23 protein-coding genes and 1 riboswitch are annotated in these 24,561 nt (G+C 66.3%); of the genes, 9 read left to right on the top strand and 14 right to left on the bottom strand.

Going from position 1 to position 24,561, the window contains the following annotated elements; genetic code table 11:
* Positions 1-53: 53 nt before the first annotated feature.
* The 3 genes from thiG to thiO form a co-directional block, all read right to left on the bottom strand.
* Positions 54-761, bottom strand: a complete 708-nt coding sequence (gene thiG / locus A8G08_RS21435) for a thiazole synthase (protein ID WP_068278764.1) — start codon at positions 759-761, stop codon at positions 54-56.
* 61 nt (positions 762-822) lie between these two features.
* The gene (thiS, locus tag A8G08_RS21440; protein ID WP_068278640.1) at positions 823-1,029 is read right to left on the bottom strand and encodes a sulfur carrier protein ThiS; all 207 of its coding nucleotides are present in this window, start codon (positions 1,027-1,029) and stop codon (positions 823-825) included.
* Entirely contained in the window at positions 1,026-2,087 is a 1,062-nt protein-coding gene (gene thiO, locus A8G08_RS21445; protein WP_068278766.1) for a glycine oxidase ThiO, read from the bottom strand. The genes thiS and thiO overlap by 4 nt, the downstream gene beginning before the upstream one ends.
* Before the next feature lie 174 nt (positions 2,088-2,261).
* Between thiO and thiE the strand changes: the two genes are divergently transcribed.
* From thiE to A8G08_RS21460, 3 genes are read left to right on the top strand one after another with little or no spacing between them, the layout of a single operon-like run.
* Positions 2,262-2,954 carry a thiamine phosphate synthase gene (gene thiE / locus A8G08_RS21450; RefSeq protein ID WP_068278642.1) on the top strand — a complete coding sequence of 231 codons (693 nt, stop codon included), beginning with the start codon at positions 2,262-2,264 and terminating at the stop codon, positions 2,952-2,954.
* Positions 2,955-2,958: 4 nt separating this feature from the next.
* Entirely contained in the window at positions 2,959-3,837 is an 879-nt protein-coding gene (locus A8G08_RS21455; protein ID WP_068278644.1) for an SDR family oxidoreductase, read from the top strand.
* Positions 3,838-3,854: 17 nt separating this feature from the next.
* Positions 3,855-5,360, top strand: a complete 1,506-nt coding sequence (locus A8G08_RS21460) for a flavin-containing monooxygenase (RefSeq protein ID WP_084436689.1) — start codon at positions 3,855-3,857, stop codon at positions 5,358-5,360.
* Here the strand turns inward: A8G08_RS21460 and A8G08_RS21465 are convergent, their stop codons facing one another.
* From A8G08_RS21465 to A8G08_RS21475, 3 genes are all read right to left on the bottom strand, one after another.
* Positions 5,361-6,626: a nucleotide disphospho-sugar-binding domain-containing protein gene (locus tag A8G08_RS21465; protein WP_068278648.1), complete on the bottom strand. Its 1,266-nt coding sequence runs from the start codon at positions 6,624-6,626 to the stop codon at positions 5,361-5,363.
* A gap of 1 nt (position 6,627) precedes the next feature.
* Positions 6,628-7,212 carry a TetR/AcrR family transcriptional regulator gene (locus tag A8G08_RS21470; protein ID WP_068278650.1) on the bottom strand — a complete coding sequence of 195 codons (585 nt, stop codon included), beginning with the start codon at positions 7,210-7,212 and terminating at the stop codon, positions 6,628-6,630.
* 322 nt (positions 7,213-7,534) lie between these two features.
* Positions 7,535-8,224, bottom strand: a complete 690-nt coding sequence (locus tag A8G08_RS21475) for an NUDIX hydrolase (protein ID WP_068278652.1) — start codon at positions 8,222-8,224, stop codon at positions 7,535-7,537.
* Positions 8,225-8,372: 148 nt separating this feature from the next.
* On the opposite strand from A8G08_RS21475, the gene A8G08_RS21480 reads away from it, so the two are divergent.
* Genes A8G08_RS21480 through A8G08_RS21490 form a run of 3 tightly spaced genes read left to right on the top strand, consistent with a single transcriptional unit; the run spans position 8,373 to position 13,051 of the window.
* Positions 8,373-9,731, top strand: a complete 1,359-nt coding sequence (locus A8G08_RS21480; RefSeq protein WP_068278654.1) for an MCP four helix bundle domain-containing protein — start codon at positions 8,373-8,375, stop codon at positions 9,729-9,731.
* Between the two features lie 44 nt (positions 9,732-9,775).
* Entirely contained in the window at positions 9,776-10,753 is a 978-nt protein-coding gene (locus tag A8G08_RS21485) for a glutamate ABC transporter substrate-binding protein (RefSeq protein ID WP_068278656.1), read from the top strand.
* Between the two features lie 6 nt (positions 10,754-10,759).
* The gene (locus tag A8G08_RS21490; protein ID WP_068278658.1) at positions 10,760-13,051 is read left to right on the top strand and encodes a serine/threonine-protein kinase; all 2,292 of its coding nucleotides are present in this window, start codon (positions 10,760-10,762) and stop codon (positions 13,049-13,051) included.
* 421 nt (positions 13,052-13,472) lie between these two features.
* On the opposite strand, the gene A8G08_RS21495 is transcribed toward A8G08_RS21490, so the two are convergent.
* From A8G08_RS21495 to fgd, 4 genes are all read right to left on the bottom strand, one after another.
* Positions 13,473-14,681, bottom strand: coding sequence for an acetate kinase (locus A8G08_RS21495; protein WP_068278660.1), 1,209 nt, complete (start codon positions 14,679-14,681; stop codon positions 13,473-13,475).
* On the bottom strand, positions 14,678-16,774 hold the full coding sequence (gene pta / locus A8G08_RS21500; protein WP_068278662.1) for a phosphate acetyltransferase: 2,097 nt from the start codon (positions 16,772-16,774) through the stop codon (positions 14,678-14,680). Before pta ends, A8G08_RS21495 begins: the two co-directional genes overlap by 4 nt.
* A gap of 70 nt (positions 16,775-16,844) precedes the next feature.
* Complete coding sequence (locus tag A8G08_RS21505) at positions 16,845-17,447, bottom strand: hypothetical protein (RefSeq protein ID WP_068278768.1); 603 nt, start codon at positions 17,445-17,447, stop codon at positions 16,845-16,847.
* 244 nt (positions 17,448-17,691) lie between these two features.
* Positions 17,692-18,702, bottom strand: coding sequence for a glucose-6-phosphate dehydrogenase (coenzyme-F420) (fgd, locus tag A8G08_RS21510; protein ID WP_068278770.1), 1,011 nt, complete (start codon positions 18,700-18,702; stop codon positions 17,692-17,694).
* 213 nt (positions 18,703-18,915) lie between these two features.
* Here fgd and A8G08_RS21515 point away from each other — a divergent pair, with 213 nt between their 5' ends.
* Positions 18,916-19,425, top strand: a complete 510-nt coding sequence (locus A8G08_RS21515; protein ID WP_425394590.1) for a C40 family peptidase — start codon at positions 18,916-18,918, stop codon at positions 19,423-19,425.
* Between the two features lie 45 nt (positions 19,426-19,470).
* Here the strand turns inward: A8G08_RS21515 and A8G08_RS21520 are convergent, their stop codons facing one another.
* From A8G08_RS21520 to A8G08_RS21535, 4 genes are all read right to left on the bottom strand, one after another.
* Entirely contained in the window at positions 19,471-19,689 is a 219-nt protein-coding gene (locus tag A8G08_RS21520) for a hypothetical protein (protein ID WP_068278666.1), read from the bottom strand.
* A gap of 56 nt (positions 19,690-19,745) precedes the next feature.
* Complete coding sequence (locus A8G08_RS21525; RefSeq protein WP_068278668.1) at positions 19,746-20,969, bottom strand: O-succinylhomoserine sulfhydrylase; 1,224 nt, start codon at positions 20,967-20,969, stop codon at positions 19,746-19,748.
* Positions 20,966-21,379, bottom strand: coding sequence for a rhodanese-like domain-containing protein (locus A8G08_RS21530; RefSeq protein ID WP_068278670.1), 414 nt, complete (start codon positions 21,377-21,379; stop codon positions 20,966-20,968). Before A8G08_RS21530 ends, A8G08_RS21525 begins: the two co-directional genes overlap by 4 nt.
* 54 nt (positions 21,380-21,433) lie before the next feature.
* Positions 21,434-21,547: riboswitch (SAM riboswitch) on the bottom strand.
* A 49-nt stretch (positions 21,548-21,596) separates the two neighbouring features.
* Positions 21,597-22,016 (bottom strand): Rv0361 family membrane protein, encoded by a 420-nt coding sequence (locus A8G08_RS21535; RefSeq protein WP_157108721.1) that lies wholly within the window; start codon positions 22,014-22,016, stop codon positions 21,597-21,599.
* A 188-nt stretch (positions 22,017-22,204) separates the two neighbouring features.
* Here A8G08_RS21535 and A8G08_RS21540 point away from each other — a divergent pair, with 188 nt between their 5' ends.
* Positions 22,205-23,584, top strand: a complete 1,380-nt coding sequence (locus tag A8G08_RS21540) for an FAD-dependent oxidoreductase (RefSeq protein WP_068278674.1) — start codon at positions 22,205-22,207, stop codon at positions 23,582-23,584.
* 75 nt (positions 23,585-23,659) lie between these two features.
* Positions 23,660-24,514 carry an amidohydrolase family protein gene (locus A8G08_RS21545; RefSeq protein WP_068278676.1) on the top strand — a complete coding sequence of 285 codons (855 nt, stop codon included), beginning with the start codon at positions 23,660-23,662 and terminating at the stop codon, positions 24,512-24,514.
* Positions 24,515-24,561 lie beyond the last annotated feature (47 nt).

Here is a 24,561-nt window from a genome sequence, read left to right on the forward strand (position 1 = left end):
AGGCGCGCGGAAAGTGCCGGTCGGGGGCAGCCCCGCCCTCGCGCGAGAGTTCGTCAGTCGAGCGACGGCGACGAGGCCTGGGCCCAGAACCGCTTCGGGATACGCCCGGCGCGGCGAGCGCGATGCCCGGCGCGGACGGCGTCCGCCATCGCGGCGGCCATCAGCTCGGGCTGGCGCGCGCGGGTTACCGCAGTCGCGAGCAGCACCGCGTCACAGCCGAGTTCCATCGCGAGCGTGGCATCGCTGGCGGTCCCGATGCCTGCGTCGAGGATTACCGGAACCCCGGCACCGTCAACGATCATCTCGATGTTGTGCGGGTTCGCGATCCCTAGCCCGGTACCGATCGGTGAGCCGAGCGGCATGACGGCCGCGCACCCGACATCCTCGAGCCGCTTGGCCAGAATCGGGTCGTCCGTGGTGTACGGCAGCACGGTGAACCCGTCGTCGACCAACTGCTCCGCAGCGGCGACGAGCTCGATCGCGTCGGGAAGCAGCGTGCGCTCGTCGGCGATCACCTCGAGCTTCACCCAGTCGGTCTCCAGTGCCTCGCGCGCGAGCTGCGCGGTGAGCACCGCGTCGGCAGCGCCGCGGCAGCCGGCGGTGTTCGGCAGCGGAGCGATCTCTAGCCGCTTGAGCAGATCCAGCACGCCCGTGCCGCCCGCGGCGTCGACCCGGCGCATCGCCACGGTCGTCAGCTCGGTGCCGGACGCGACCAGCGCGTGTTCGAGTACGGCCAGGTTTTCCGCACCGCCGGTGCCCATGATCAGCCGCGAGCCAAAGCTGCGGCCCGCGATGACGAGCGGTTCGTCGTGCACGCTGACCTCAGCCACCCTGCACCGCCGTGAGCACCTCGATCTCCCAACCACGGCCTACGGGCTCGTCCCAGCGGGACTTCGGGAACACCGCGCCATCAACTGCGAGCGCGATCCCCTTGCACGGCAGGTTCAGCCGGTCGAGCAGCTCGCGCACCGTCAACTCTGCGTCGAAGTAGTGCTCAGCTCCGTTGACGGTGATGCCGATTTGGCTCATCGCTTCCCTCCGGCAAATCGATCGTGTCGTGCGTGTTTTGCTTCGGCGAGATGCTCGCCGCCGAGTTCGGCGAGCACCGCGTCCACGGTCAGCGGGGTGGTGAGCATCCCGTTGCGGCCGTGCCCGGTGGCGACCACAACGCGGTCGCTCACCCGGCCGATCAGCGGCAGGTTGTCCGGGGTCATCGGCCGCAGACCGGCGATCGCCTCGTGCAGTTCGTACTCGCCGATGCCGGGGACAAGTGCCTCCGCGTCCGCGATCAGGTCGCGCACCCCGGCGACGGTGACCGCGGTGTCGGCAGCCTCGTACTGCGTGGCACCGATGACGATCCCGTCCTCACGGGGCACCAGGTACAGCGGCCTGCCGTGCACGCGCGCACGAACCACCTTCTCCGGCGGCGGCGCGACGCCCGGGCGTGCGCGCAGACGCAGGATCTCGCCCTTCACCGGGCGCACCGGCAGCCCGGCCCACAGCTTGGGCGAGCCGTGTCCCGCCGCGACGACGATCTGATCGGACCGCAGCGAACTGAGGCTGGTCACTTCCTCTGCGACGAACGTGACACCGGCGGCCACCGCAGCGGCACGCAGGGCGCCGACGAGCGCGCGGTTGTCGATGGCGAGTTCGTTGGGCGCGAACAACCCGAGGCGAGCACCGCGGCTGAGTGCCGGCTCGATCTCGCGCACTCCGGCCCGGTCCAGCAGCCACATGTCGAAGCCTTGCCTGCCCACCCATTCCGCGATGGTGCGCAGGTCGGCGGCGTCCGCGGTGTCGAGCGCGACGGTCAGCACACCCTCGGCGGCGAAGACGGAAATGCCGGTGACAGTCTCGAGTCGGCGGGCGAACTCGGGCCAGCGGGCCAGCGACGCGGCGCCGAATTCGAGCGCCTGTTCCTCGCCGGGCCAGCCTTCCGAGAGTGGCGCAAGCATGCCGCCGGCCACCCACGAGGCACCACGGCCCAGATCGGGGTCGTACAGGGTGACCGACCAACCGGCCTCGGCGGCGCGCCAAGCGATCCCGAGCCCGACGACGCCACCGCCGACGATCCCGAGATTGCGCATCGATTCCACCTTTACTCCCCGCGCCGGCATGATCCGGATCAGGTCCTGACGGTCGGGGCTTCCGCCCCCTCTCAGCCCCACTCGACGCAATCACCGAAACGCTCATTCGCGTCATCGAGCGCCGCTGCGGGACTCCCGTGTTGTCCTCCCACGGTAGCCGCTAACGTCGAGACCGTGCATTCCACCCGGTTCACGCCGCGCGACCGCCTTGCCAGCGCGCGCCTGTATCTCTGTACCGACGCTCGCCGTGAACGTGGCGACCTCGCCCAGTTCGTCGATGCCGCACTCGCGGGTGGCGTGGACATCGTCCAGCTGCGTGACAAGGGATCCGCAGGCGAGAAGAAGTTCGGCCCGCTCGACACCGGCGCCGAGCTCGGCGCACTTGCCGAGCTGCGCGCCGTGACCCGGCGGCACGGTGCCCTGCTGTCGGTGAACGACCGGGCCGACATCGCGCTCGCGGCTTCCGCCGACGTCCTGCACCTCGGCCAGGACGACCTCCCGGTGCACTATGCCCGCAAGATCCTGGGCGACGACATCGTCATCGGCCGGTCGACGCACAGTCGCGCGCAAGCCGGGCTCGCCGCGGTGGAGGAGCACACCGACTACTTCTGCACCGGGCCGGTCTGGGCGACGCCCACCAAGCCGGGTCGGGCCGCCGCGGGAATCGAACTGGTCCGCTCCACCGCCGACGCGTCACCCCACCGGCCGTGGTTCGCCATCGGCGGTATCGACGCCGGCAACGTAACCGAAGTGCTCGCCGCCGGTGCCAGCCGGATCGTCGTCGTCCGGGCAATTACCGAGGCCGAGGACCCCGAGCGCGCGGCGCGGGAACTCAAGGACGCGATCACGTCGTACGGCGCACAATGACCGCATGAGCAGCAACCTGCGAGGCAAGGTCGTTTTCGTCACGGGTGGAGCTCGCGGGATCGGCGCCGCGACCGCGCGTGCGCTGGTCCGGGAGGGCGCGTCGGTGATCCTCGTCGATCTCGACGAGGAACCACTGCGCGCAGTCGCGAACGAACTCGGTGACAACGCGCTAGGTGTGGTCGCGGACGTATCCGACCTGGATGCGATGACCAAGGCCGCTTCGTCGGGCATCGAGCGCTTCGGCGGCATCGATCTGGTGCTCGCGAATGCCGGTATCGCCAGCTACGGCAGCGTCGCGCAGGTCGATCCGCAGATGTTCAAACGCGTCATCGACGTCAACATCCTGGGCGCTTTCCACACCGTCCGCGCCACCCTGCCGTCAGTCACCGAGCGCAAGGGGTACTACCTCATCGTGTCCTCGCTCGCCGCATTCGCGGCGGCACCGGGAATGGCGTCCTACGACGCCAGCAAGGCCGGTGTCGAGCATTTCGCCAACGCGCTGCGAGGCGAGATGGCCGAGCACGGCGTCGGTGTCGGGTCCGCACACATGTCCTGGATCGACACCCCGCTCGTTCAGGACGCGAAATCGGATCTGCCCTCGTTCCAGGAGATGCTCGCCAAGCTGCCCGGCCCACTGGGCAAGACTGCGCCCGTGCAGGACTGCGTCGACGCGTTCGTCGCCGGGCTCGCCGAACGCAAGCGCCGCGTGTACGTCCCGCGCTGGGTCGGGGTTATTGGCTGGCTGCGCATGCTGCTCACCACCGGCCCGCTCGAGCGCAGTACCTTGAAGCGCTCGCCGGGCGTAGTCGACCAAATGGATGCCGAGGTCGTGCAACTCGGTCGCTACACCAGCGCTCGGAACGAACGCATGAGCGGCCATTGATCGACGGGAGAACAAGCGTGACCGACCACGTGGATGTGCTGATCATCGGAGCCGGACTGTCCGGTATCGGCGCCGCGTGCCACATCCGGACAGCGTTCCCGAACCGCACGTTCATGCTGCTGGAAAGCCGCGGCGCGATGGGCGGCACGTGGGATCTGTTCCGCTATCCAGGCATCCGCTCGGACTCGGACATGTACACGCTCGGTTACCGGTTCCGGCCGTGGACCGGCGAGGAGGCCATCGCCGATGGCGCGTCGATTCTCGAGTACGTCCGCGACACCGCGCACGAGTACGACGTCGACGAGCACATCCGCTTCCATCACCGTGCGGTCCGGATGGAATGGTCGAGTGCGAATTCGCAGTGGACGGTGACGGTGCATCGCACCGATACCGACGAGACGCTGCAGATCACCGCGAACTTCGTGATGGCGAGCACCGGTTACTACCGCTACGACGAGGGCTACACGCCCGACTTTCCGGGCATCGATTCCTTCGCCGGCGAGGTCGTGCACCCGCAGCATTGGCCTGCGGACCTGGACTACGCGGACAAGCGGGTGGTGATCATCGGCAGCGGCGCAACCGCGGTGACGCTCGCGCCGAATATGGCGGAGGAAGCGGAGCATGTGACCGTGCTGCAGCGCTCGCCTTCCTACATCCTGTCGCTGCCCGGCAAGGATCCACTCGCGCAGCGACTGCGCGGCAAGGTTTCCGAGAAGGTCGCCTATCAGGTGATCCGCGCCAAGAACGTGCTCACCTCGACCGCGCTGTATCAACTGTGCCAGCGCTACCCGACGATGATGCGCGGGCGCATCCGGGCGCTCCAGCAGCGGTGGCTCCCGCCCGGGTACGACATCGATACGCACTTCAACCCGCGCTACAACCCGTGGGACCAGCGGCTGTGCCTGGCTCCGGGCGGCGACATTTTCCGAGCGATCCGCAAGGGCACGGTGACGTTCGAGACCGACACCATCAACTCCTTCACCGAGTCGGGCATCACGCTCACGTCGGGTAAGGAACTCCAGGCCGATGTCGTCATCACCGCTACCGGCCTCAACCTGCTGGTCTTCGGTGGCATCACGATCTCGGTCGACGGCCGCGACGTTGACCTCAACCAGACGATGGCGTACCGCGCGATGATGCTGTCCGGCATCCCGAACTTCAGCTTCATCGTCGGATACACGAACGCCTCGTGGACGCTCAAGGCCGACCTGGTGTGCGAGTACACCTGCCGCCTGCTGGCGCATATGGACGAGCAGGGTTTCAGCTGGGCCGCGCCACAACGCGACCCATCGGTCGAGGAAGTGCCCTTCATGGACTTCAGCGCCGGGTACGTGCTGCGCTCGATGGACGAGTTCCCGAAGCAGGGCACGCGCGCGCCGTGGAAGCTGCGGATGAACTACATGCGCGACATCCTGTCGCTGCGGCACGGCAAGATCGGGACCGCGATGGCGTTCGGCCGGACTGACGTGGTGCCGCTCTCCGCAGGGACCGGATCGCGGACACCACGTCGACAGACCGGGTAATTACGAGCCGACGACCTGTGGAAGGTCTTCGAGTTCGCCGATGAGCGCATCGCCCGCCGCGTCACGTCGGATGCTCGCGCCGAGGCGGCCGGCCGACGCCCGGTATGCATCGCCGGTCACGACTTTCTGCACAGCTGCGGCGATCTTCTTCGGTGCTGCCTTGCGCGCCAACATGACTCCCGCGCCGCGGGTGGTCACGCGAACGGCATTGTCAGCCTGATCGCGGCCATGCGGCAGGATCACCAGCGGCACACCGGCGGCGAGCGCGCGGACCACCGTGCCATGCCCGCCGTGGGTGATAACCGCGGCGGCCTGGGTGAGAATCTGCGAATGTGGTGCTGCCGCAACGACAGTGACGTTGTCCGGTGCGGTGATGGTCGCCGGATCCAGCGCCGGTCCGGTGGTGACCACCGCACGGACCGGTAGCGTCGCGAGCCCGTCGACGATGCGCTGCAGTGTCGCGGCCTGGTCCTGGAAGGTCGAGGACAGCGAGACGAGAACGAGCGGGTCATCGCCGTCCGGCGCCGACCAGGGTTCGGTCGCGGCCCACGCCGGATCATCGAGCACCGCACCGACGTAGCGCACGTTGGCGGGCGGTTCGGTGGTGAAGTCGAACTCGGGCGAGGTGAGCACGAGATGGCGTCGGGCACCGCGAATGTGGTCGAAGAAGGCGTCGACGGGGGCGAGACCGAGCGAGGTGCGCAACGCGTTGATCCCCTCGACGCCCTTGGCCCACTGCCTGCCGACGACGGCGTTGATAGTGGTGTCGCGCAGTCGGCCGAGTGGTCCGCGTGCCGGCTTCAACCCGAGGCCAATCGGCGGTTGGCCGGTCGCCGGCAGGAGGTAGATGTTGGGGAGCAGCACGTCGAACGGGAGCCCCGCGGCCTCGGCGGCGGCCATCGCACCCATCGCGAACATCGAGCACACCACGAGGTCCGGTTCGATCTCGGCGATCGCGGTCGCAGTGTCCTGGGCGTATGCCGGTGCCGGACCAACGAATTGGAGGTCGAGCAACAGGGCGAACATTTGCAGCGGATTTGTGCACTCCCAGTCGCGGTACGGGTCGTCCTCGGGGAGACGGCTCGCACGGTTGGTGGCGTGCGTCCATGGCCGGAAGGTCGCGCCCGTCGCGTCGACGTCGGCGCGCATCGAATCCTCGGCGAGCACCACAACCCGGTGCCCGCGTTCGTGGAGCAGGCGTGCGACGGCGAGTTCGGGTGGCACGGTGCCGCCGCCGTCGACCAGCGCAAAAAGGTATGTGTTCATTTCACTGTCCTTTCAGAACGCCGGCCACCAGGTCGACGATTGTGGATTCGGTTTCGGAACGGCTTAGCTTCAGGTCGCGGCGCAACAGCTTCCAGACGTAAACGTCGGTCGCGGCATGCAGGGCGCCGATGGCGTGGCGGCGCGCGGTCGCCTCGGTGGGCAGTCGGTCACCGAACATGTCGACGATCCACTGCTGATGACCGACCCGAGCGCCGTCGAGCACCTGCGCGAGCTCGGGAATCCGGTCGGCGGAGGCAGCCCACCGGAAGTTGGCGTCGCCCATCCGCTCGTAGTCGGAGACCAGCGCATGTACCGCGGCCTCGATGTCACCGGGTTGGGCGTAACGCACCGAGGTGGTCTGTGCGCCGATCAATTCGGCGACGGCTAGCACCACGCCGAGCTTTGACTCGAAGTGGTTGAGCACCGTCTGGTGCGACACCCCGGCGGCGCGGGCGATGCCGGCGAGAGTGACTTCCTCGTAGGTGTTCTCGAGAAAAAGCTCGCTCGCGGTCTGCGTGATCCGCTCCCGGGTGGCGATCTTGCTGTCGGCCCGGGTGGTCTGCGTGTAGCTGCGTGTCGTTTTCATTTGACTGACACTCAAACACTAATTTGAGCACCAGTCAAGCGAAATGTTTCGACGGCTGTTCCCCCATCACCAAACGTGGGTTGTCGATACGGTCACCGCGCACGTTTCAGGGCCAGCGCGCAGGCCTGGGCGTGCGCGATCACAGGAAACGGTGCGCGGCGAAGCACCCCCGCTGGAACTGCGCGGCGAAGCCCCAGCGAACGGCGCACTGCTGGACAGCGCCGATCCCCGGGCTCATCGCGCACACTTTGCAGTCACCGCGCACGCCTGGGCGTGCGCGGTGGGGCCAAAAGGTGCGCGGCGAAGGCTCGCGCCGCGAGACTCAGCTCGCGAACATCTCCTCGACGGAGAGGGTGAAGACGTCACCGACGAGCCCGGCGGCGCTGGCTCCGGCAGTAATCACGGCGGTGATCTGCGCAGACTCTGCATGCAGGGATTCGGATAGTTCGAGGGCAAGCAGCCAGGCAAATCCCTCGCCGGGCAGGGCGACAGTCCGGGGCAGCGCAGCCTCGAGCACCGCGACGTCCGCGATGCCGTCGAGCACAACGCGCGCCGACGTGGTGCGCAGCGACGGCCAGGCCAGTTCGAAGCCCGGGTGCAACGGCAGCGTGTCGACGTCGTCCTCGGGCACCCAGCGCAGCTCGGCGCTTTCCATGTTCAGGCTCGTGGCCAGCGGCTCCGCCGTGTCGGCGATGACGGTGGTGTACGTCCAGCCGCCCTGCGCGCGAGCGGTGACGACCTCGGCACGGACCCGGATCAGACTCTGATCGATCCCGGCTTCCTCCCACGCCTCGCGTACCGCGGCGTGCTCCGTGGTCTCGTGGCTGTCCCGGGCCCCGCCGGGCAACGCCCAGGTGCCGCCTTGATGGCTCCACACCGCGCGATGCTGTAGCAAAACCCCAGGACGCCCGTCATCGAGCGGGGCACGCAGCAGTAGCCCCGCGGCACCGTGCTTTCCCCAGTTCCGGGTGCCGTCCGGACTGAACCACCAGCCGTCGCCGTCTCCGCGCATGGTGTCGATCCACCTGTTCGTCGTTGCGCCGTTTCACATCGGCGTCACTTATCGCCTCCGACGCACTGTATTCGCTGTCCGCGCGTACGAGAATGGTTAGTGTCGGGGACGATGCGGCTTGCCGCACGGCGAGCCCTGTCCGTCGGAGGTGAACTTGGCTGCGCCTGCGGAGGCACGTCCAATAGGCCCGACCCTGGACAACCTCACGCCCCGGGCGGCCGCGGCGCTGGTTCGTCAGCACCTCGATCCGGCCGATACCAGGGAGTTTCTCCGATCTTCACCGGCAAAACTGGCCGGTGTCGGGATCATCGCGATGGTCCTGTGCGTCATCGCCGGGGTGGTGACAGCGTTGACCGCGGCGGAGCGCAGCGCCGGGCTCGACGAGATGCTCACCGAGACCGAGCCCTTCTCGGTTTCCGCGCAGCAGCTCTACAGCGCGCTGTCTGTTGCCGATGCCGCTGCAAGCACCGCCTTCATCTCGGGCGGCATCGAACCACCGGCGGTGCGCGCGGCGTATCTGCAGGCGCTCGGGTCCGCGGCCGCGTCGACCACTGGCAGCGCAGCCGGAGATGAGCCGCCCGGCAGTCCGGCGCGCGTCGAGCTCTCCTCGATCGCGGCGCAGCTCCCCACCTACGCCGGACTGGTGGAGACCGCGCGCGCCGACAACCGGATCGGGCTACCCGTCGGCGCGTCCTATCTCGGCGAGGCATCGCACCTGATGCAGGCCACGGTGCTGCCGCTGGCCGAGCAGCTGTACGAGCAACGGTCCGAAGCGGTCGAGGAAACGCTGAACCGGTTCGATCAGCCTCCGTGGCTGGCCCTGACCCTGCTCGCGCTGTCGCTGATCACGCTCGCCTTCGCGCAGTTCTATCTGCTCCGGCGATGGCGGCGGGTGTTCAATCCGGGGCTCGTGGTGGCCTCGCTCGCCATGCTGATCATGGTGCTGTGGGTAGGACTGGCAACGTCGCTCGCGGCCGCGGACACCCACGAAGCGCTCGACGACGGCGCCATCCCGACCGACATGCTCACAAGCGCACGCATCTACGCCCAGCAAGCTCGGTCGGCTGAGACACTGAAACTCTCCCGCCGCGATACCAGCGGCCAATACGACCAGGCCTTCGACCAGAAGATCGACGCGCTGCGCGGGGTCCTCGCCAACTACCCGTCGGATGCCAGCGGAAGCGGGATTCTCTCCGATGCGCGGCAGCAGATCGATGCGTGGGTGGCCGCGCACAACCGGATGAATGACGCCTTCGCCCGCACCGATTACTCGACTGCCGTCGCGATCGCCGTCGGCCCCGGAGACGACGACTCGATGGCCCATTTCGAGGCGCTCGACGACGATCTCGAACAGGGCATCGCGGAGACGCGCGACGAACTGCGTGCGGATACCTCCCGCGCCGCGCGCGCGCTCCAGGGTGTCGTGCCAGGTGCGTTCGGGCTCGCCGCGATCGCCGTGCTATGTGTCGTAGTCGGAATGATCCCTCGACTGAGGGAATACCGATGACCCATCGGCTGGGAATACCGATGACCCATCGGCTGGGAGTACCGATGAACCGCCGGGGATTCGCGGCGGGGACGCTGATTGTGCTCGCACTGCTGGTGGGCTGCGGCAACTACGAACCACCGCCGGTTCCCGGCACTGATTCGACGTCGTTCGGTCCACCCCTGCCGCCGGATGCAACCGCGATTCCTGCGGGGGTACCAACCACCGATGCCGCGGGGCCCAATTGCGATGACCCGACAGCGAGCCTGCGCCCGGTACCCAACCCTGAGGATCGCGTGGGACCGACGATCGATGCGATCCGTGCGCGCGGACGGCTGCTGGTCGGCTTGGACACCGGCAGCAACCTGTTCAGCTTCCGTGACCCGCAGACCGGCACGATCCAGGGTTTCGACGTCGATATTGCGCGGGAGATCGCGCGCGACCTGCTCGGCGACCCGAACCTGATCGAGTTCCGGATGCTCGGCTCCGCGGAACGCGAGAAAGCCTTGCAGGACAACACGGTTGACATCGTGGCGAAGACAATGACGATCACGTGCGCCCGCCGCCAGAAGATCGATTTCTCCAGCGTCTACTTCGAAGCCAGCCAACGGATTCTGGCCCTCGACGACTCTGGCATCGCCGGGATCGCAGACCTCGCGGGGCGCCGGGTGTGCGTCGTCAACGGCACCACATCGATGCAACACATCCAGCAGATCCAGCCTGCGGCCGACCTGCTCACCGTCACGAACTGGGCGGATTGCCTGCTCGCACTGCAGCAGGGACAGGTCGACGCAATCAGCACCGACGATTCGATCCTGGCCGGGCTCGCGGTACAGGACCCGTACACGCGCGTGGTCGGCGATCCCATCAGCGCCGAGCCTTACGGGATTGGAATTGCCCAGAACAAAACCGATCTGGTCCGCTCCGTCAACGCCACATTGGATCGCATCCGGGCCGACGGGACCTGGATTTCGCTCTACGATCGGTGGTTGACGGTCCTCGGGCCTTCGCCCGGACCGCCCGCGCCGACCTATCAGGATTGAGGGGCGATGGCGGACCAGGATTCGGCGGATATCGGCACACAGCGTGTCGATTCGACTACCGATGTCGGCACACAGCGTGTCGATCCGACTACCGATGTCGGCACACAGCGTGTCGATCCGACGCACGTACCTACTCCGCCCGACCCCGACACCGGACCACACGGATCGGGACGCAGCAGCAGGCCCACCCGGCACACCGCTCGCCGGCTCGGCAGCGGACTCGTCCCGGTTCCCGATGTCGAACTGCCGGTGGACCCCAAGGACGCGGTACTGGCAAACCCGATCGTGGAGGAGTCCCGCCGGTTCTGCTGGAAATGCGGCAAGCCGGTCGGCCGCGCGGGCGCCGGGCTTCCCGCGATTGTGGAGGGCACCTGCCCGAACTGCGGCGCGCCCTTCGATTTTCGTCCGATACTGCAACCGGGTGACATGGTGGCCGGGCAGTACGAGGTACAGGGCTGCGTTGCCCACGGCGGCCTGGGCTGGATCTATCTGGCGATCGACCGCAACGTCAGCGACCGTTGGGTCGTGCTGAAGGGCTTGTTGCACTTCGGTGATGCAGATGCGCAGGCCGTCGCCGTCGCCGAACGCAAGTTCCTCGCCGAGGTTTCGCATCCCGGCATCGTGAAGATCCACAACTTCGTCGAGCACACGACTGCCAATGGCCAGAGCCAGGGTTACATCGTGATGGAGTACGTCGGCGGCCGGTCGCTCGAGGAGGTGCTCGAGACACACAAACGGCCCGAACGGATTCCGGTCGCCGAGGCGATCGCCTACATCATCGAGATCCTGCCGGCGATGGAGTACCTGCACTCGATCGACTTGGCCTACAACGACCTCAAGCCCGACAACATCATGCTTACCGAGGATCAGCTCGAACTGATCGACCTGGGCGCGGTCGCCACCTTCGAGTCGTACGGAAACCTTTACGGCACACCGGGTTATCAGGCACCGGAGATCGTGCACACCGGCCCCACTGTCGCGACCGAGATCTTCAGCGTTGGACGCACCCTCGCGGTGATGACCATCGATATGCCGAAGCACAAGGGCCGTTACGCGCCCGGGATCCCGAGTCCCGAGGATGCGCCGATTCTGTCGCGTTACCCGTCGTTCCACCGGTTGCTGTTGCGCGCCACGAACGATCATCCGGATCGCCGGTTCACCTCGGCGATCATGCTCCGGCAACAACTGACCGCAGTGCTGCGCGAGATCCTCGCGCAGGACACCGGCGACGAACGGCCCTGGCTGTCCAGCTCGTTCCGGCCGGCCCGAGCGAGTTTCGGTACCGACGAATCGATTTCGCAGACCGATGCCTTCGCTGACGGCCTGCCGCGCGACAACAAGCTGCGTGCGACGACGGTGGCTCGGGCGCTGCCGCTCCCCCTGCTCGATCCCGGCGACTCGTGCAGTCCGATGATCGCGGCGACCGTGCGCGACGACCCCCAACTCAGCCTCGACTCGCTGCGCCGAGTTCATGCCGAGGTGCGCGAGGGAAAGATCACCGCGCCGCCCAATTTCGATTTCGAGGTGTTGCTCGCGGAGGTGGAGGCACTTCTCGATCTCGGCAAGACCGAAACCGCGGGCCGTTTGCTGGATGGCCTGGACAGCACTGCCTGGCGAATCGACTGGTACCGCGCGCTGATCGCGCTTATCGAGGAGCGTCCGGAGGACGCATTCGCCAGCTTCGATGCGGTCCTCGACGCGCTGCCCGGCGAGATCGCACCAAAACTTGCGCTCGCCGCTACTGCGGATCTGATTCTGCAACATCGGCTTTCGCCGGACCGGAAGCACTGGCGCGGCGAGGCCGAGCACTACTACCGCTCGGTGTGGCGGACCGATCATGGCGCGGTGAGCGCGGCGTTCGGCCTGGCCCGCCAGCTCGCGGCCCAGCACAAGGTGACCGAGGCTGTGGAAGTACTCGACGAGGTTCCGCCCACCTCACGCAACTACACGATCGCCCGGATGACGAGCGTGCTGGTGATCCTCACAGGCCGGCCAACGAACGATCTGACTGAGAGCGATCTGCGCGAGGCTGCGACGCGGGTGCGAATGCTGCCGCCGACCGAGAGCCGTTCGATCCAGCTCCAGACAGTGGTGCTCGGCTCGGCACTGATGTGGATGCGCGCGGGTCACCGACCGAAAAGCGATGCGCCCCTACTCGACTGCCCGTTCACACCGCGTGGACTCAGCTACGGCGCGGAGTCCGGGGTACGCATAATGGCGCGGGGGGCGCCGCACCGCAAACACCGCTATGCCCTCATCGATCTGGCGAATAGCATTCGACCGATCAGCTGGCTCTGACCTTTCGCAGGGCAAGCACCGACCCGCCGTCAAGAAATCGAGTCCGGGCGTAGGCCGGTTACCCCATCCACACCTGCCCGTCTGCTTCGTCCGGCTGACGCATGCAGCACCCGAGACCTCAGAGTATTGCCAAATTTCGCACAGACTCCCGAGTGGAAAGCGGTGCCAGACTACGCATCGCCGGTGATCAAGTACAGCACCGACGCCACGAATAGCGAAAGAAGGGGCTACTCATGAATCCGCTCATTCACGACGTCAGGTTCCATCATCATCATCATCACCACCACCACCCGCTTCTCGCCCTCCTAGCACTCCTGGCCTTCGGGTCGTAATAATCCACACCAGCTCAACTGACGAGAGCACTTGATTCCTCTGCCCGGGTCGCTGCTGCGGCCCGGGCAGACGCATCTGCGCGCCGACGCTATGACGGCCCCGGATTTCTGACTAGGCGCAGCGCGGCGCGCGCGATGGCGAGTTCCTCGTTGGTCGGGACAACAAATACGATAACCGGGCTGGCGACGGGCGAAATAACTCTGGCTACTTTGCTTTTCGCATTGTTCCGAGCCTCGTCAACGCTGATGCCATAGCCTTCCAGACCGGCCAGGGCTGCGGCGCGCACAACCGCATCGTTCTCGCCGACTCCGGCCGTGAAGGTGATCGTGTCCACCCTGCCGAGTTCCACCATGTACGCACCGATATAGCGGCGCAGTCGGTGGATGTAGACGTCGAACGCGAGTTTGGCGGCAACGTCGCCGAGCTCGACCAGTTCGCCGAGTTCCCGGAAGTCGTTGACCCCGCTCAGTCCTTTGATACCTGAGTTGCGGTTCAGGAGGTCGTCGACAGAGTCGGTGTCCATACTGGCGACCCGCTGGAGGTAGCCGAATATCGCTGGGTCGATATCGCCGGACCGGGTACCCATCACCAGGCCTTCGAGCGGCGTCAGCCCCATCGTCGTGTCGACAGCGCGCCCACCACGGATTGCCGACGCGGATGCGCCGTTGCCGAGGTGCAGCACGATCTGGTTGAGCTCGGCTGGATCCTTGCCGAGGATCTCCGCTACGCGGCCGGACACGAACTCGTGCGACGTCCCGTGGAACCCATAGCGCCGGATGCCATGCTCGCGCGCGACTTTCGCGTCGATCGCGTAGGTGCGTGCGGCCGCTGGCAGGCCGTTGAAGAATGCGGTGTCGAATACCGCCACCTGCGGCACGTCCGGCAGGAGTTCCCGCGCACTCTCGATTCCAGCGGCATTCGCAGGCATGTGCAGCGGCGCAAGCTCACGGAGGCGGTGGATTTCGGCGAGCACGTCGTCATCGATCAGCGTCGGGGCATTGAACTCCTCGCCGCCGTGTACCACGCGATGCCCGACGGCCCCGACACCTGCGGAAGCGAGGTCCTGCCCTGTCTCGGCGAACAGGTCGAATACCTGACGCAGGCCCTCGGTGTGGTCGGCGATCCTGCCCCGGCGCTCGACAGTGCGCTCGCCGACCTTGTGGCGGATGTGCCCCTCGGGTTCTCCGATTCGCTCCACCAGTCCGCTGGCAACCGCATCGCCACCGACAGGATCCACGAGCTGATATTTGATCGAGGACGACCCCGAGTTGATGACCAGGACCAGCGTCGCGGTCATGCGTGTTCCTCCGCCATCCCCTGTGCCTGAATCGCGGTGATGGCCACCGTATTGACGATGTCGGTGACGAGCGCCCCGCGCGATAGGTCGTTGACAGGTTTGCGCAGGCCCTGCAGCACCGGACCCACCGCGACCGCGCCGGCGCTGCGCTGTACCGCCTTGTAGGTGTTATTGCCGGTGTTCAGGTCCGGGAAGATGAATACGGTTGCCTGCCCCGCGACGGGCGATCCAGGCAACTTGGTGCTGGCGACGCTGGGTTCGATGGCGGCATCGTACTGGATCGGGCCCTCTACGAGCAGGTCCGCACGACGCTTGTGCACGAGTGCGGTTGCAGCGCGGACCTTGTCGACATCGGCACCCGTACCCGATTCACCTGTCGAGTACGACAGCATCGCAATGCGCGGCTCGATACCGAACTGGGCCGCGGTAGCCGCCGAGGAGATGGCGATATCGGCCAATTGCTGTGACGTCGGATCCGGCACGACCGCGCAGTCGCCGTAGACCAGTACCCGATCGGCAAGGCACATCAGGAACACGCTCGACACCGTCGATACCCCGGTCTGGGTTTTGATGATCTCGAACGACGGCCGGATGGTGTGCGCAGTGGTGTGCGCTGCGCCGGAAACCATGCCATCCGCGATCCCGAGGTGCACCATCATCGTGCCGAAATACGATATATCCGTGACGAATTCGTGCGCCCGCTCTTCGGTCATGCCCTTGTGCGCGCGCAGCCGGGTGTATTCGCGGGCGAACTCATCGACGTGCTCCGACGTGACCGGATCGACGACACGCGCCTCGTCGAGATCGACGCCGAGTTCTGCAGCACGGCTGCGCACCGCCGACTCGTTGCCCAGCAATGTCAGATCGGCGACGCCTCGGCGCAGCACCCGTCCCGCCGCGCGCAGCACGCGATCGTCCGAACCTTCGGGCAGCACAATGTGTTTGCGGTCCTGCCGGGCGCGGTCGATCAATTGGAACTCGAACAACTGCGGGGTCATCACCGATGGAATCGGTACCTCGATGTGGCGCAACAGTTCTGCCGCATCGATGTGCTGCTCCACCAGATTCAGCGCCGTATCGATCTTGCGCTGCGATCCGGCCGCCACCCGGCCGCGGGTCGTCGCGGCGGCCCGTGCGGTGGCATAGGTATTGAGGTGCGTGGTGAGAATCGGCAGCCGCGGCTTGATCCCCTCGACCAACCGGGCCACCGACTTATGCGGCAACAGACCGCCGTTCAGGATGATTCCGGCCAGCGACGGAAAGCCCTCGGCCTCATGGGCATTCACCAGAGCGAGCAGCACATCGGAGCGGTCTGCGGGTGCGATCACGGCCAGGCCGTCGGTAAGCCGTTCCAGGATATGTTCGGAAGTCATCCCGCCGACCATCACGTCGAGCACCTCGCGCTGCAGCAGTTCCGGGTCACCGCTGTACAGTTCGCCGTCGATCGCGTCGCTCAGTTCGGCCATCGTCGGCGCGGTAAGCAAAGGAACTTCCGGCAGCACCCAGGACGGTTCCGCGAGACCGGCGAGTGCCGACCTGACCTGTTCGAGATCCGACAGCTCGCACCTGTTCACGGCGACAGCCATGAGATGAGCCTTTTCCACGGCGAGTTCGGCGCGGCACAACTCCACGAGTTGCAGGATCTCGTCGGGCGTCCGGTGCAGTCCGCGCACGGTGAGTAGTACTGGCGCACCGAGGTTCACCGCGATGCGCGCGTTGAAGTTCAATTCGCTCGGGCTCGCGATATCGGTGTAGTCGCTGCCCACGATCACCACGGCGTCGCATTCTTCGGCGACGGAGTGGTAGCGCATCACGATCTCGGCGATCGCGGCTTCCGGGTCGGCGTGCACCTGGTCGTACCCAACGCCGATCGCGTCCTCGTAGCTCTGGTCTGCGGTGACGTGGGCGAGCAGGAGTTCGACAACGAAGTCGGGCTTGTCCGCGGAGCGCGCGATGGGCCGGAAGACGCCCACCCTGGCCGCGTGCGTGCACAACATCTGCAGCACACCGAGAGCCACGGTGGACTTACCGGTATCGCCCTCCGGTGCGGCGATGTAGACACTCGATGTGTGGTGCGCGGTCCCGGCAGCCATAGGGGAAGCCTAGCCCGCCATAAGAGAGCCGACCGATGAAGCGAGCACCGGTCGGCTCAGCGCGGGTGTGCTATCCGGAGATGAGCTTGGGCTGGTGCAGGTCGTAGTAGGTGATGTCACCCATCAGACGCTGCTCTTCCTCGAAAAGCGATCGGAGGTCGTCGGGGATCTCGATCTTCTCCGCCTCGCGAGCCGCTTCCTCCGAGGTGAAGTAGGCAACTTCCACGACGTCGTCGTTGCCATTGGTGCAGATCGTTCCGCCGATGATCTCCGGGCGCACTTCGTGCAGCCGGTCTGCGGTCTCATCGAGAATCTCGCGGAGCCGGCCCGCATCGGTTGTGTGGCCTTCCATTACCTGGACGAAGCCGGCCTCGTCGGAGCCACCGCCCATCCATTCCGTGACGTTCGGGCAATCCATGAACGACACCGGACCGTCGAAACACCGTTCCGTCTCGGCCCACCACGCACCCTGTTCCGGGCGTTCGCTGTTGCGGCGGGCCGCTTCCTCAGACTCGAATCGGGCGAGCGCGACGAACGTGCCGTCGTCGCACATGCCCATGGTGCTCCCGAGGAAGCCGCTCGCGCCGGGCCTCAAATCACGATCCCAACGGTCCATACAGCGCTGTAGTCCGTCCGAATCGGAAACCTTGCCGTGAAAGCATTGAACAAACATCGATTGCCTCCTTGCGGGGATCACCCGCAGTGAAACAACGGCGGTGGCCGACCCGTCGCGGGTCTTCGTCGCCTCAAATCGACGGCCCACGGCCGCGGCCACTCCGAAACAATCGTCCGCCAGGGGTTTGCTACGACGCAAGGGTGCGCAGGAGCAGAGCCTGCGGAGCGACCAAATAGCTCGGCGTTCCGTACCGGTCGGTTCGGCTCGCCGAGCGCTCTGGTGTTGTTGGATGCGGCGGTGCTCAGCCCAGCGCGCGCAGGCGCGGTGCGAGGTCGCGCTCGAACAGGTCGAGGAACCGGCGCTGGTCATGCCCGGGAGCGTGGAAGACAAGGTGGTTGAGGCCGGCGTCGAGGTAGGGCTTGACGCGGGCGACGACATCGTCCGGGTCCGAGCCGACGATCCAGCGCTTGGCGACCTGCTCGATCGGCAGTTCGTCGGCCGCGCGCTCCATCTCGATCGGGTCCTCGATGCTGTGCTTCTGCTCCGGCGTGAGCGAAAGCGGCGCCCAGAAGCGCGTATTCTCCAGCGCCAGTTCGGGATCCGTGTCGTAGGAGATCTTGATCTCGATCATCTTGTCGACGTCGTCGAGGTTGCGCTCCGCCTTCTCCGCGCCCTCGGCGACCGCCGGCATGAGCTTGTCGTTGTAGAGCTCCATGCCCTTGCCGGAGGTGCAGATAAAGCCGTCGCCCGCCCGGCCGGCGTAGCGCGCGACCACCGGGCCACCTGCCGCGATGTAGACCGGAATGCCGCCGTCGGGAACGTCGTAGATCGAGGCGCCCTTGGTGTTGTAGAACTCGCCCTCGAAGTCGACCCGGCCACCGGTCCAGAGTTCACGCATGAGTGCGACGGATTCGCGCAGCCGCGCGAAGCGCTCCTTGAATTCCGGCCATTCGCCGGCGTAGCCGGTGGCGATCTCGTTGAGCGCCTCACCGGTGCCGACACCGAGCATGACACGGCCCGGGTACAGGCAGCCCATGGTCGCGAACGCCTGGGCGATGACCGCGGGGTTGTACCGGAAGGTCGGGGTAAGCACGGAGGTGCCGAGCAGAATCCGCTCGGTGCGCTCACCCACCGCCGTCATCCATGCGAGCGAGAACGGGGCATGTCCGCCCTTGTGACGCCACGGCTGGAAGTGGTCGCTCACGGTGGCGCTGTCGAGCCCGTGCTCCTCCGCGGCGACTGCCAATTCGACGAGTTCACGGGGTCCGAACTGTTCCGCCGAGGCTTTGTATCCGAGCTTGAGTTCCGGCACGTCTGCTCCTTCGATCACGGCTGTGTCTCGCAACACTCACCACGACATTAGTTTGGGCAACAATTTCGCTATCGAACGGGTGAAGTTCGTCGCCACAATTTCCCGTCATTTCACATCGGGCACACCACTAACAGCAGTAATCTTCTTGCGACCTTCCCGGCCACGCGCATAACAACCGCAGAACGAAGGGCGGTCGTCATGTCCGATCCCAAAATGCGCAAAATTCTCACCACCGCCGCGGTAATAGCCGCGACCGTGATTCTCCCCGCCGCCCCGGCGCTTGCTCAATCCACCGGGAGCGGTGGCTCCGGGTCGGGCGGCAGCAGCGGGTCGGGCAGCGCCGGATCATCCGATGGGTTCGCACTACCTGTGCCGAGCCCTGCGGGACTCGGCGCCCTCGCAGCAGCGACCACCCAGACCGGCAAGCCCTACCTGTGGGGCGGCACCGGGCCGAATGCCTGGGACTGCTCAGGGCTGGTGCAATGGGCTTTCCGCCAGGTAGGCGTCAGCCTCCCGCGCACCACTTGGGAACAGGCGGAAGTCGGTCAGAAGGTACCGCTCTGGGCTTTGATGCCGGGTGACGTCATCATCCTCAACCGCGACGCCTCACACGTGGGCATTTACACAGGCTTCGGCCAGGTGTTCAACGCCTACGGTCGCGGGGTTCCGGTCGGGCTCACCCCATTGTCGAATTTCGAGATCAACACAATCCGGCGGTTCTGAGCGTTCGGACGAGCACTCGACCTAGCGCGATATCGCGTGCTCGGATCAGCCCGTGGGCAGGCCTGGTATCGCTCCGATGATCGGCAGCACCAAACTGCATTCGACCGGTTGTGCATGTTCGGGGTCGAGGGCGTTGCGCACGAGTTGGCGTGCGTTGTGGTCGCCGAGGATCGAGAGGTGGTCGGCGAAGTCCTGGGCACACACATCCTGGAGTGTGTGGTTGGTTGCGCCGGGTTCATCCACAATGCCGCTGGTGTAGGGCACGACGATGTTGTCGAACCGCGTGACGATCCACCGTCCTGGGTCAACGGCTGCCTGGGTTAGCTGAGCGCCTGATCCAGATCCGCGAGCAGATCCTCGACGTCCTCGAGCCCGACCGAGATCCGCACCGTTCCGTCGGTGAGCCCAATCGCGGCGCGCCCCTCGGGTCCCATCGCGCGGTGCGTGGTGGTCGCCGGGTGGGTGATCAGCGACTTGGCGTCGCCGAGGTTGTTGGAGATATCGACGATGCGCAGTGCGTCGAGCACCTCGAAGGCGCGCTTCTTGGCCTGATCCTCCGGTGCGTCGAGCTCGAACGTCACCACGGTGCCGCCGCCGCTCATCTGCCGACGGGCGAGGTCGTACTGCGGATGCGATTCGAGGAAGGGGTACTTGACCCACTTCACAGCCTCGTTCGATTCGAGGAACTTGGCGATCTCGAATGCCGACGACACCGATTGCCGCACGCGCAGCGGCATGGTCTCGAGTCCCTTGAGCAGCGTCCAGGCATTGAACGGGCTCAGCGCCGGGCCGGTGTGCCGCATCAGGTTCTTCACCGGGCCGTCGATGTAGTCCTTCTCGCCGAGGATCGCACCGCCGAGCACACGACCCTGGCCGTCGATGTGCTTGGTTCCGGAGTAGACCACGACGTCCGCACCGAGCGCGAAGCTGTCCTGCAGCAGCGGCGTGGCAAAGACGTTGTCCAGCACCACCTTTGCGCCAGCTGCATGCGCGAGCTCGACCACCCGAGGCACATCCACGAGAGTCTGCATCGGGTTGGAGGGAGTCTCGAAGAACACCGCGGTGGTGGGCTTCGAGAGGGCTTCCTCCCATTGGTCGGGATCCTCGCCGTCGACGAAGACGGTCTCCACGCCCCAGCGCGGCAGGATCTCATTGCACACGACGAAACACGAACCGAACAGGCTGCGCGCTGCGACCAGCCGGTCGCCCGCACCGAGCAGCGCGCCGAGCGCGGTGAACACCGCGCTCATGCCGCTCGCGGTGGCGAAGCACGCCTCGGCGCCGTCGAGCAGCCGCATGCGCTCCTCGAACATCGCCACGGTCGGGTTGCCGTAACGCGAGTAGACGAAGTGCTCGACCTCACCGGTGAAGGCGGCCTCAGCGGCGCCGGCGCTCTCGTAAACGAAGCCGGAGGTCAGGTACAGCGCCTCGGACGTCTCCTCGAAACCAGAGCGCTTCACGCCGCCGCGCACGGCCAGCGTGCCGGGGCCGACGTTATTGGGCAGCTTCTTCTCGAACGCGCCGCCGGTGGGGCCGCCGCTCATGACTGCCGCCACGGGAGGCCGATCGCGCGCCAACCCTCGGCGCCACGGTGGCCGTTCTCGTCGAGCGCACCCTCGAAACCCTCGAGGACGTTGTAGGACGGGCCGATGCCCGCCGCGGTCGCGGCCTTGGCAGCGCCGATCGAGCGCTGGCCGGAGCGGCAAAGGAACACCACCGGCCGCTCGCCGGAAATGCCCGCCTCCTTCAACTGGTCCACGAAATTGTCATTGCGCGAACCGGTGGGATAACTCACCCATTCGATGAGGACTGTCGGCCGACTGATCGAAGAAGTGTCGGGCACGCCCACGTACCGCCACTCGGCGTCCGTGCGCACGTCCACCAGGACCGAGTCTGGATGCTCGCACAGCAGGTCCCACGCCTGCTTCGGAGAAATATCGCCCGCGTAACTCACGTTCGATTGCCTTTCACGTGCCAGGGACTCGTTTGGCACTACGAATTGCCATGGAGTCCGCGCTTGCCGGGTCCACTTCGAACACGGCCTGGTCGTCACCCGGAGCACCCCACCGCGGAGGAGGGTTGCCGATCAGCGAGCCGGGGCTTGCCGCTGATGCTCTTGACCTGACCTGGTATTTACCGGCTGAGCAGTGGGTTTGTCAAACCGAGCGGGGTCAGCTGCACACCACCCAGTGCCCGTTCACGCGGGTGAATTGCCACGCCGACGCCGTCTCGTTGCCATCGACTGAGACGGTCACGTCCGCTGTCGCCTTATCGCCATCGACCTGGACGTTTTCAATCTTGTTGATCTCACCGCCATTTGCGATAGGCGAGGAGTCGATCGCGAACCCGGCACAGGTAGCCGACTTGATGCGGTCCTCGTTGTCGTCACGCTTCGCAGCGGCGAGGCTCTGCGCCGCGGTGCCGATCAGGTCGACGTCGGTGACGTTGTCCTCGGCCGGCGAGGTCAGGTTGGCGACGACGATGAAGACGACGACGAGCAGGATCGCCGCAGCGGCCGCCAGGAAGGGGACGATCGTGCGCAAATCGCGCTGATTGTCGTAGCCGGAGGGCTCGGCCTCGTCGTCACTCATGACGGAGATCATTCCTTGCATGCGGCATGCGGCATGACTCGGGGCCGATAGAATTGGGCATTCGCAGCATGGCTCGTACCGCCGCAGATTTGCACCGCGACTCGCGGGGAGGAGGCCATCAGGTAAGGTAAAGCTACCCTAAGTTATTCGATTGACGACCCCCTATCGAGTTAGGTCCGAAAACACAGATGACTGATCAGACCCGCCCGCTTCGTGTTGCCATCGTCGGCGCCGGCCCTGCCGGTATTTACGCCGCGGACGCCCTGATGAAGTCCGATGCATCCGTCAGCGTCGATCTGTTCGAGCGGATGCCTGCGCCCTTCGGCCTGATTCGCTACGGCGTCGCGCCCGACCATCCCCGGATCAAGGGAATCGTCACCGCCCTGCACAAGGTGCTCGACAAGCCCGAGGTGCGCCTGCTCGGCAATATCGACTACGGCACCGACATCACGATCGAAGACATGCGCCGCTTCTACGACGCGGTGATCTTCTCCACCGGCGCGAACGCCGACCGCGCGCTCGAGATCCCCGGCATCGAACTCGAAGGTAGCTACGGCGCCGCGGACTTCGTGTCCTGGTACGACGGCCACCCCGATGTGCCGCGCGAGTGGCCGCTCGAGGCGGAGAAGGTCGCAGTGCTCGGTGTCGGCAACGTCGCACTGGACGTCGCCCGGGTGCTCGCCAAGACCGGCGACGAACTGCTGCCCACCGAGATCCCGCCAAACGTCTACGCCGGCTTGAAGACCAACCGGGCCGTCGAGGTGCACGTGTTCGGCCGCCGCGGACCGGCCCAGGCCAAGTTCACCCCGCTCGAACTGCGCGAACTCGACCACTCCCCCACCATCGAAGTCATCGTGGATCCCGAGGACATCGACTACGACGCAGGCTCCGAGGCTGCGCGGCGCCATTCCAAGCAGGTCGACATGGTCGCGAACACCTTGCAGGACTGGGCAATTCGCGACGCGGGCGACCGTCCGCACAAACTGTTCCTGCACTTCTTCGAGTCACCGACCGAAATCGTCGGTGCGGATGGCAAGGTCGTCGGACTGCGCACCGAGCGCACCGAACTCGATGGCACCGGCAATGTGCGCGGCACCGGCCGGTTCAGGGACTGGGATGTGCAGGCGGTCTACCGCGCCGTCGGCTACCTGTCGCAGAACATCCCCGGACTGCCTTTCGACGATCAGGCCGGCACCGTGCCGAACGAGGGCGGCCGCGTCTTGATTGACGAAGACGCCGACGACGCGGATCGGTTCATGACCGCCACGTACGTCACCGGGTGGATCAAGCGCGGTCCGATCGGCCTGATCGGCCACACCAAGGGCGACGCGAACGAGACCATCGCGTGCCTGCTCGAAGATCGGGAGCGCTTCGCCGGAGCCGCGGAACCCGGCGAGCAAGCCATCGTCGAGTTCCTGGAGAGCAAGCAGGTGCCCTACACCACGTGGGACGGCTGGTACCGCCTCGACGCGCACGAGCGGTCGCTGGGCGAGCCCGAGGGACGCGAGCGGGTCAAGGTCGTCGAGCGCGACGAGATGTTCCGCGCGAGCGAACCACACAAGGCTTAGCGGGCCGCGAAGTCACCCAATCCGGACATCCGCCCGGTTCCGGGCGGACTTGTCCCGTACGGCATTCTGGTAGACGTGTTCGACGCCCATCTGCACATCATCGATCCACGATTCCCACTCGTCGAGAACGACGGCTTCCTACCGGCACCGTTCACGATTGCGGACTATCGCGCACGCATGTCCGGGTTCGGCGTCGACGGCGGTGCCGTGGTGAGCGGGTCGTTCCAGGGCACCGACCAAAGCTATCTGGTGGCGGCGCTGCGCGAGCTCGGACCGGGCTGGGTCGGCGTCACCCAGCTCGACGCCGACGCCACCGATGACGACATCATCTCGCTCGATCGGCTCGGCGTGCGCGCGATTCGCTTCAACCTCAAACGGGGTGCCACCGATATCGGGCGGCTCACCGAGCAGGCGTTGCGCGCACACGAGCTCGCCGGCTGGCATGCCGAGTTCTACACCGACGGACAGATTCTCGGCTCGCTCGAACCGGTTTTGGTGAAGCTGCCCGCGCTGAGCATCGACCACGTCGGCATGTCCCGTAACGCCATGCGGTACGTGCTCAACCTCGTCGACCGCGGTGTCCGGGTGAAGGCCAGTGGCTTCGGCCGGGTCAATCTCGATGTCTCCCAAGCGCTTCGGCAGATCCACCGGGTCAATCCCGAGGCGCTCATGTTCGGCTCCGACCTGCCCGGCACCAGGGCGCGGCGTGCGTTCGAGGAGGCCGATATCGATCTGATCGCGGACTGCGTCGGCGACGATCTCGAGGCGGTTCTTCGCACGAACGCCCGGAAGTTCTACCGGTTGCCTGTCGAGCCGACCCCGCCACCTGGTGGCGATCGCACGCTCGAGATGCCCGCGGTTGCCGCGCGGGCCGGCGGCGATACCAAGCCGCTGCCCGCCATCGACCCGGAGCCGGGCACGCCCGGATAACTCGCCCGATCGTCAACTCACTTGGTGCGGAACGGGTTCGCGCTGCC

Origin of the sequence: Aldersonia kunmingensis, from assembly GCF_001646865.1 — a bacterium.
In the GTDB taxonomy this organism is placed as follows: Bacteria; Actinomycetota; Actinomycetes; order Mycobacteriales; family Mycobacteriaceae; genus Aldersonia; species Aldersonia kunmingensis.

Excerpts from the sequence above, each read along its gene's own strand:
- thiG (WP_068278764.1), bottom strand. The coding sequence starts at position 761 with ATGGGCACCGGCGGTGCGGAAAACCTGGCCGTACTCGAACACGCGCTG.
- thiS (WP_068278640.1), bottom strand. The coding sequence starts at position 1,029 with ATGAGCCAAATCGGCATCACCGTCAACGGAGCTGAGCACTACTTCGAC.
- thiO (WP_068278766.1), bottom strand. The coding sequence starts at position 2,087 with ATGCGCAATCTCGGGATCGTCGGCGGTGGCGTCGTCGGGCTCGGGATC.
- A8G08_RS21455 (WP_068278644.1), top strand. The coding sequence starts at position 2,959 with ATGAGCAGCAACCTGCGAGGCAAGGTCGTTTTCGTCACGGGTGGAGCT.
- A8G08_RS21465 (WP_068278648.1), bottom strand. The coding sequence starts at position 6,626 with ATGAACACATACCTTTTTGCGCTGGTCGACGGCGGCGGCACCGTGCCA.
- A8G08_RS21470 (WP_068278650.1), bottom strand. The coding sequence starts at position 7,212 with ATGAAAACGACACGCAGCTACACGCAGACCACCCGGGCCGACAGCAAG.
- A8G08_RS21475 (WP_068278652.1), bottom strand. The coding sequence starts at position 8,224 with ATGCGCGGAGACGGCGACGGCTGGTGGTTCAGTCCGGACGGCACCCGG.
- A8G08_RS21485 (WP_068278656.1), top strand. The coding sequence starts at position 9,776 with ATGAACCGCCGGGGATTCGCGGCGGGGACGCTGATTGTGCTCGCACTG.
- A8G08_RS21490 (WP_068278658.1), top strand. The coding sequence starts at position 10,760 with ATGGCGGACCAGGATTCGGCGGATATCGGCACACAGCGTGTCGATTCG.
- A8G08_RS21495 (WP_068278660.1), bottom strand. The coding sequence starts at position 14,681 with ATGACCGCGACGCTGGTCCTGGTCATCAACTCGGGGTCGTCCTCGATC.
- pta (WP_068278662.1), bottom strand. The coding sequence starts at position 16,774 with ATGGCTGCCGGGACCGCGCACCACACATCGAGTGTCTACATCGCCGCA.
- A8G08_RS21505 (WP_068278768.1), bottom strand. The coding sequence starts at position 17,447 with ATGTTTGTTCAATGCTTTCACGGCAAGGTTTCCGATTCGGACGGACTA.
- A8G08_RS21515 (WP_425394590.1), top strand. The coding sequence starts at position 18,916 with ATGCGCAAAATTCTCACCACCGCCGCGGTAATAGCCGCGACCGTGATT.
- A8G08_RS21525 (WP_068278668.1), bottom strand. The coding sequence starts at position 20,969 with ATGAGCGGCGGCCCCACCGGCGGCGCGTTCGAGAAGAAGCTGCCCAAT.
- A8G08_RS21535 (WP_157108721.1), bottom strand. The coding sequence starts at position 22,016 with ATGAGTGACGACGAGGCCGAGCCCTCCGGCTACGACAATCAGCGCGAT.
- A8G08_RS21540 (WP_068278674.1), top strand. The coding sequence starts at position 22,205 with ATGACTGATCAGACCCGCCCGCTTCGTGTTGCCATCGTCGGCGCCGGC.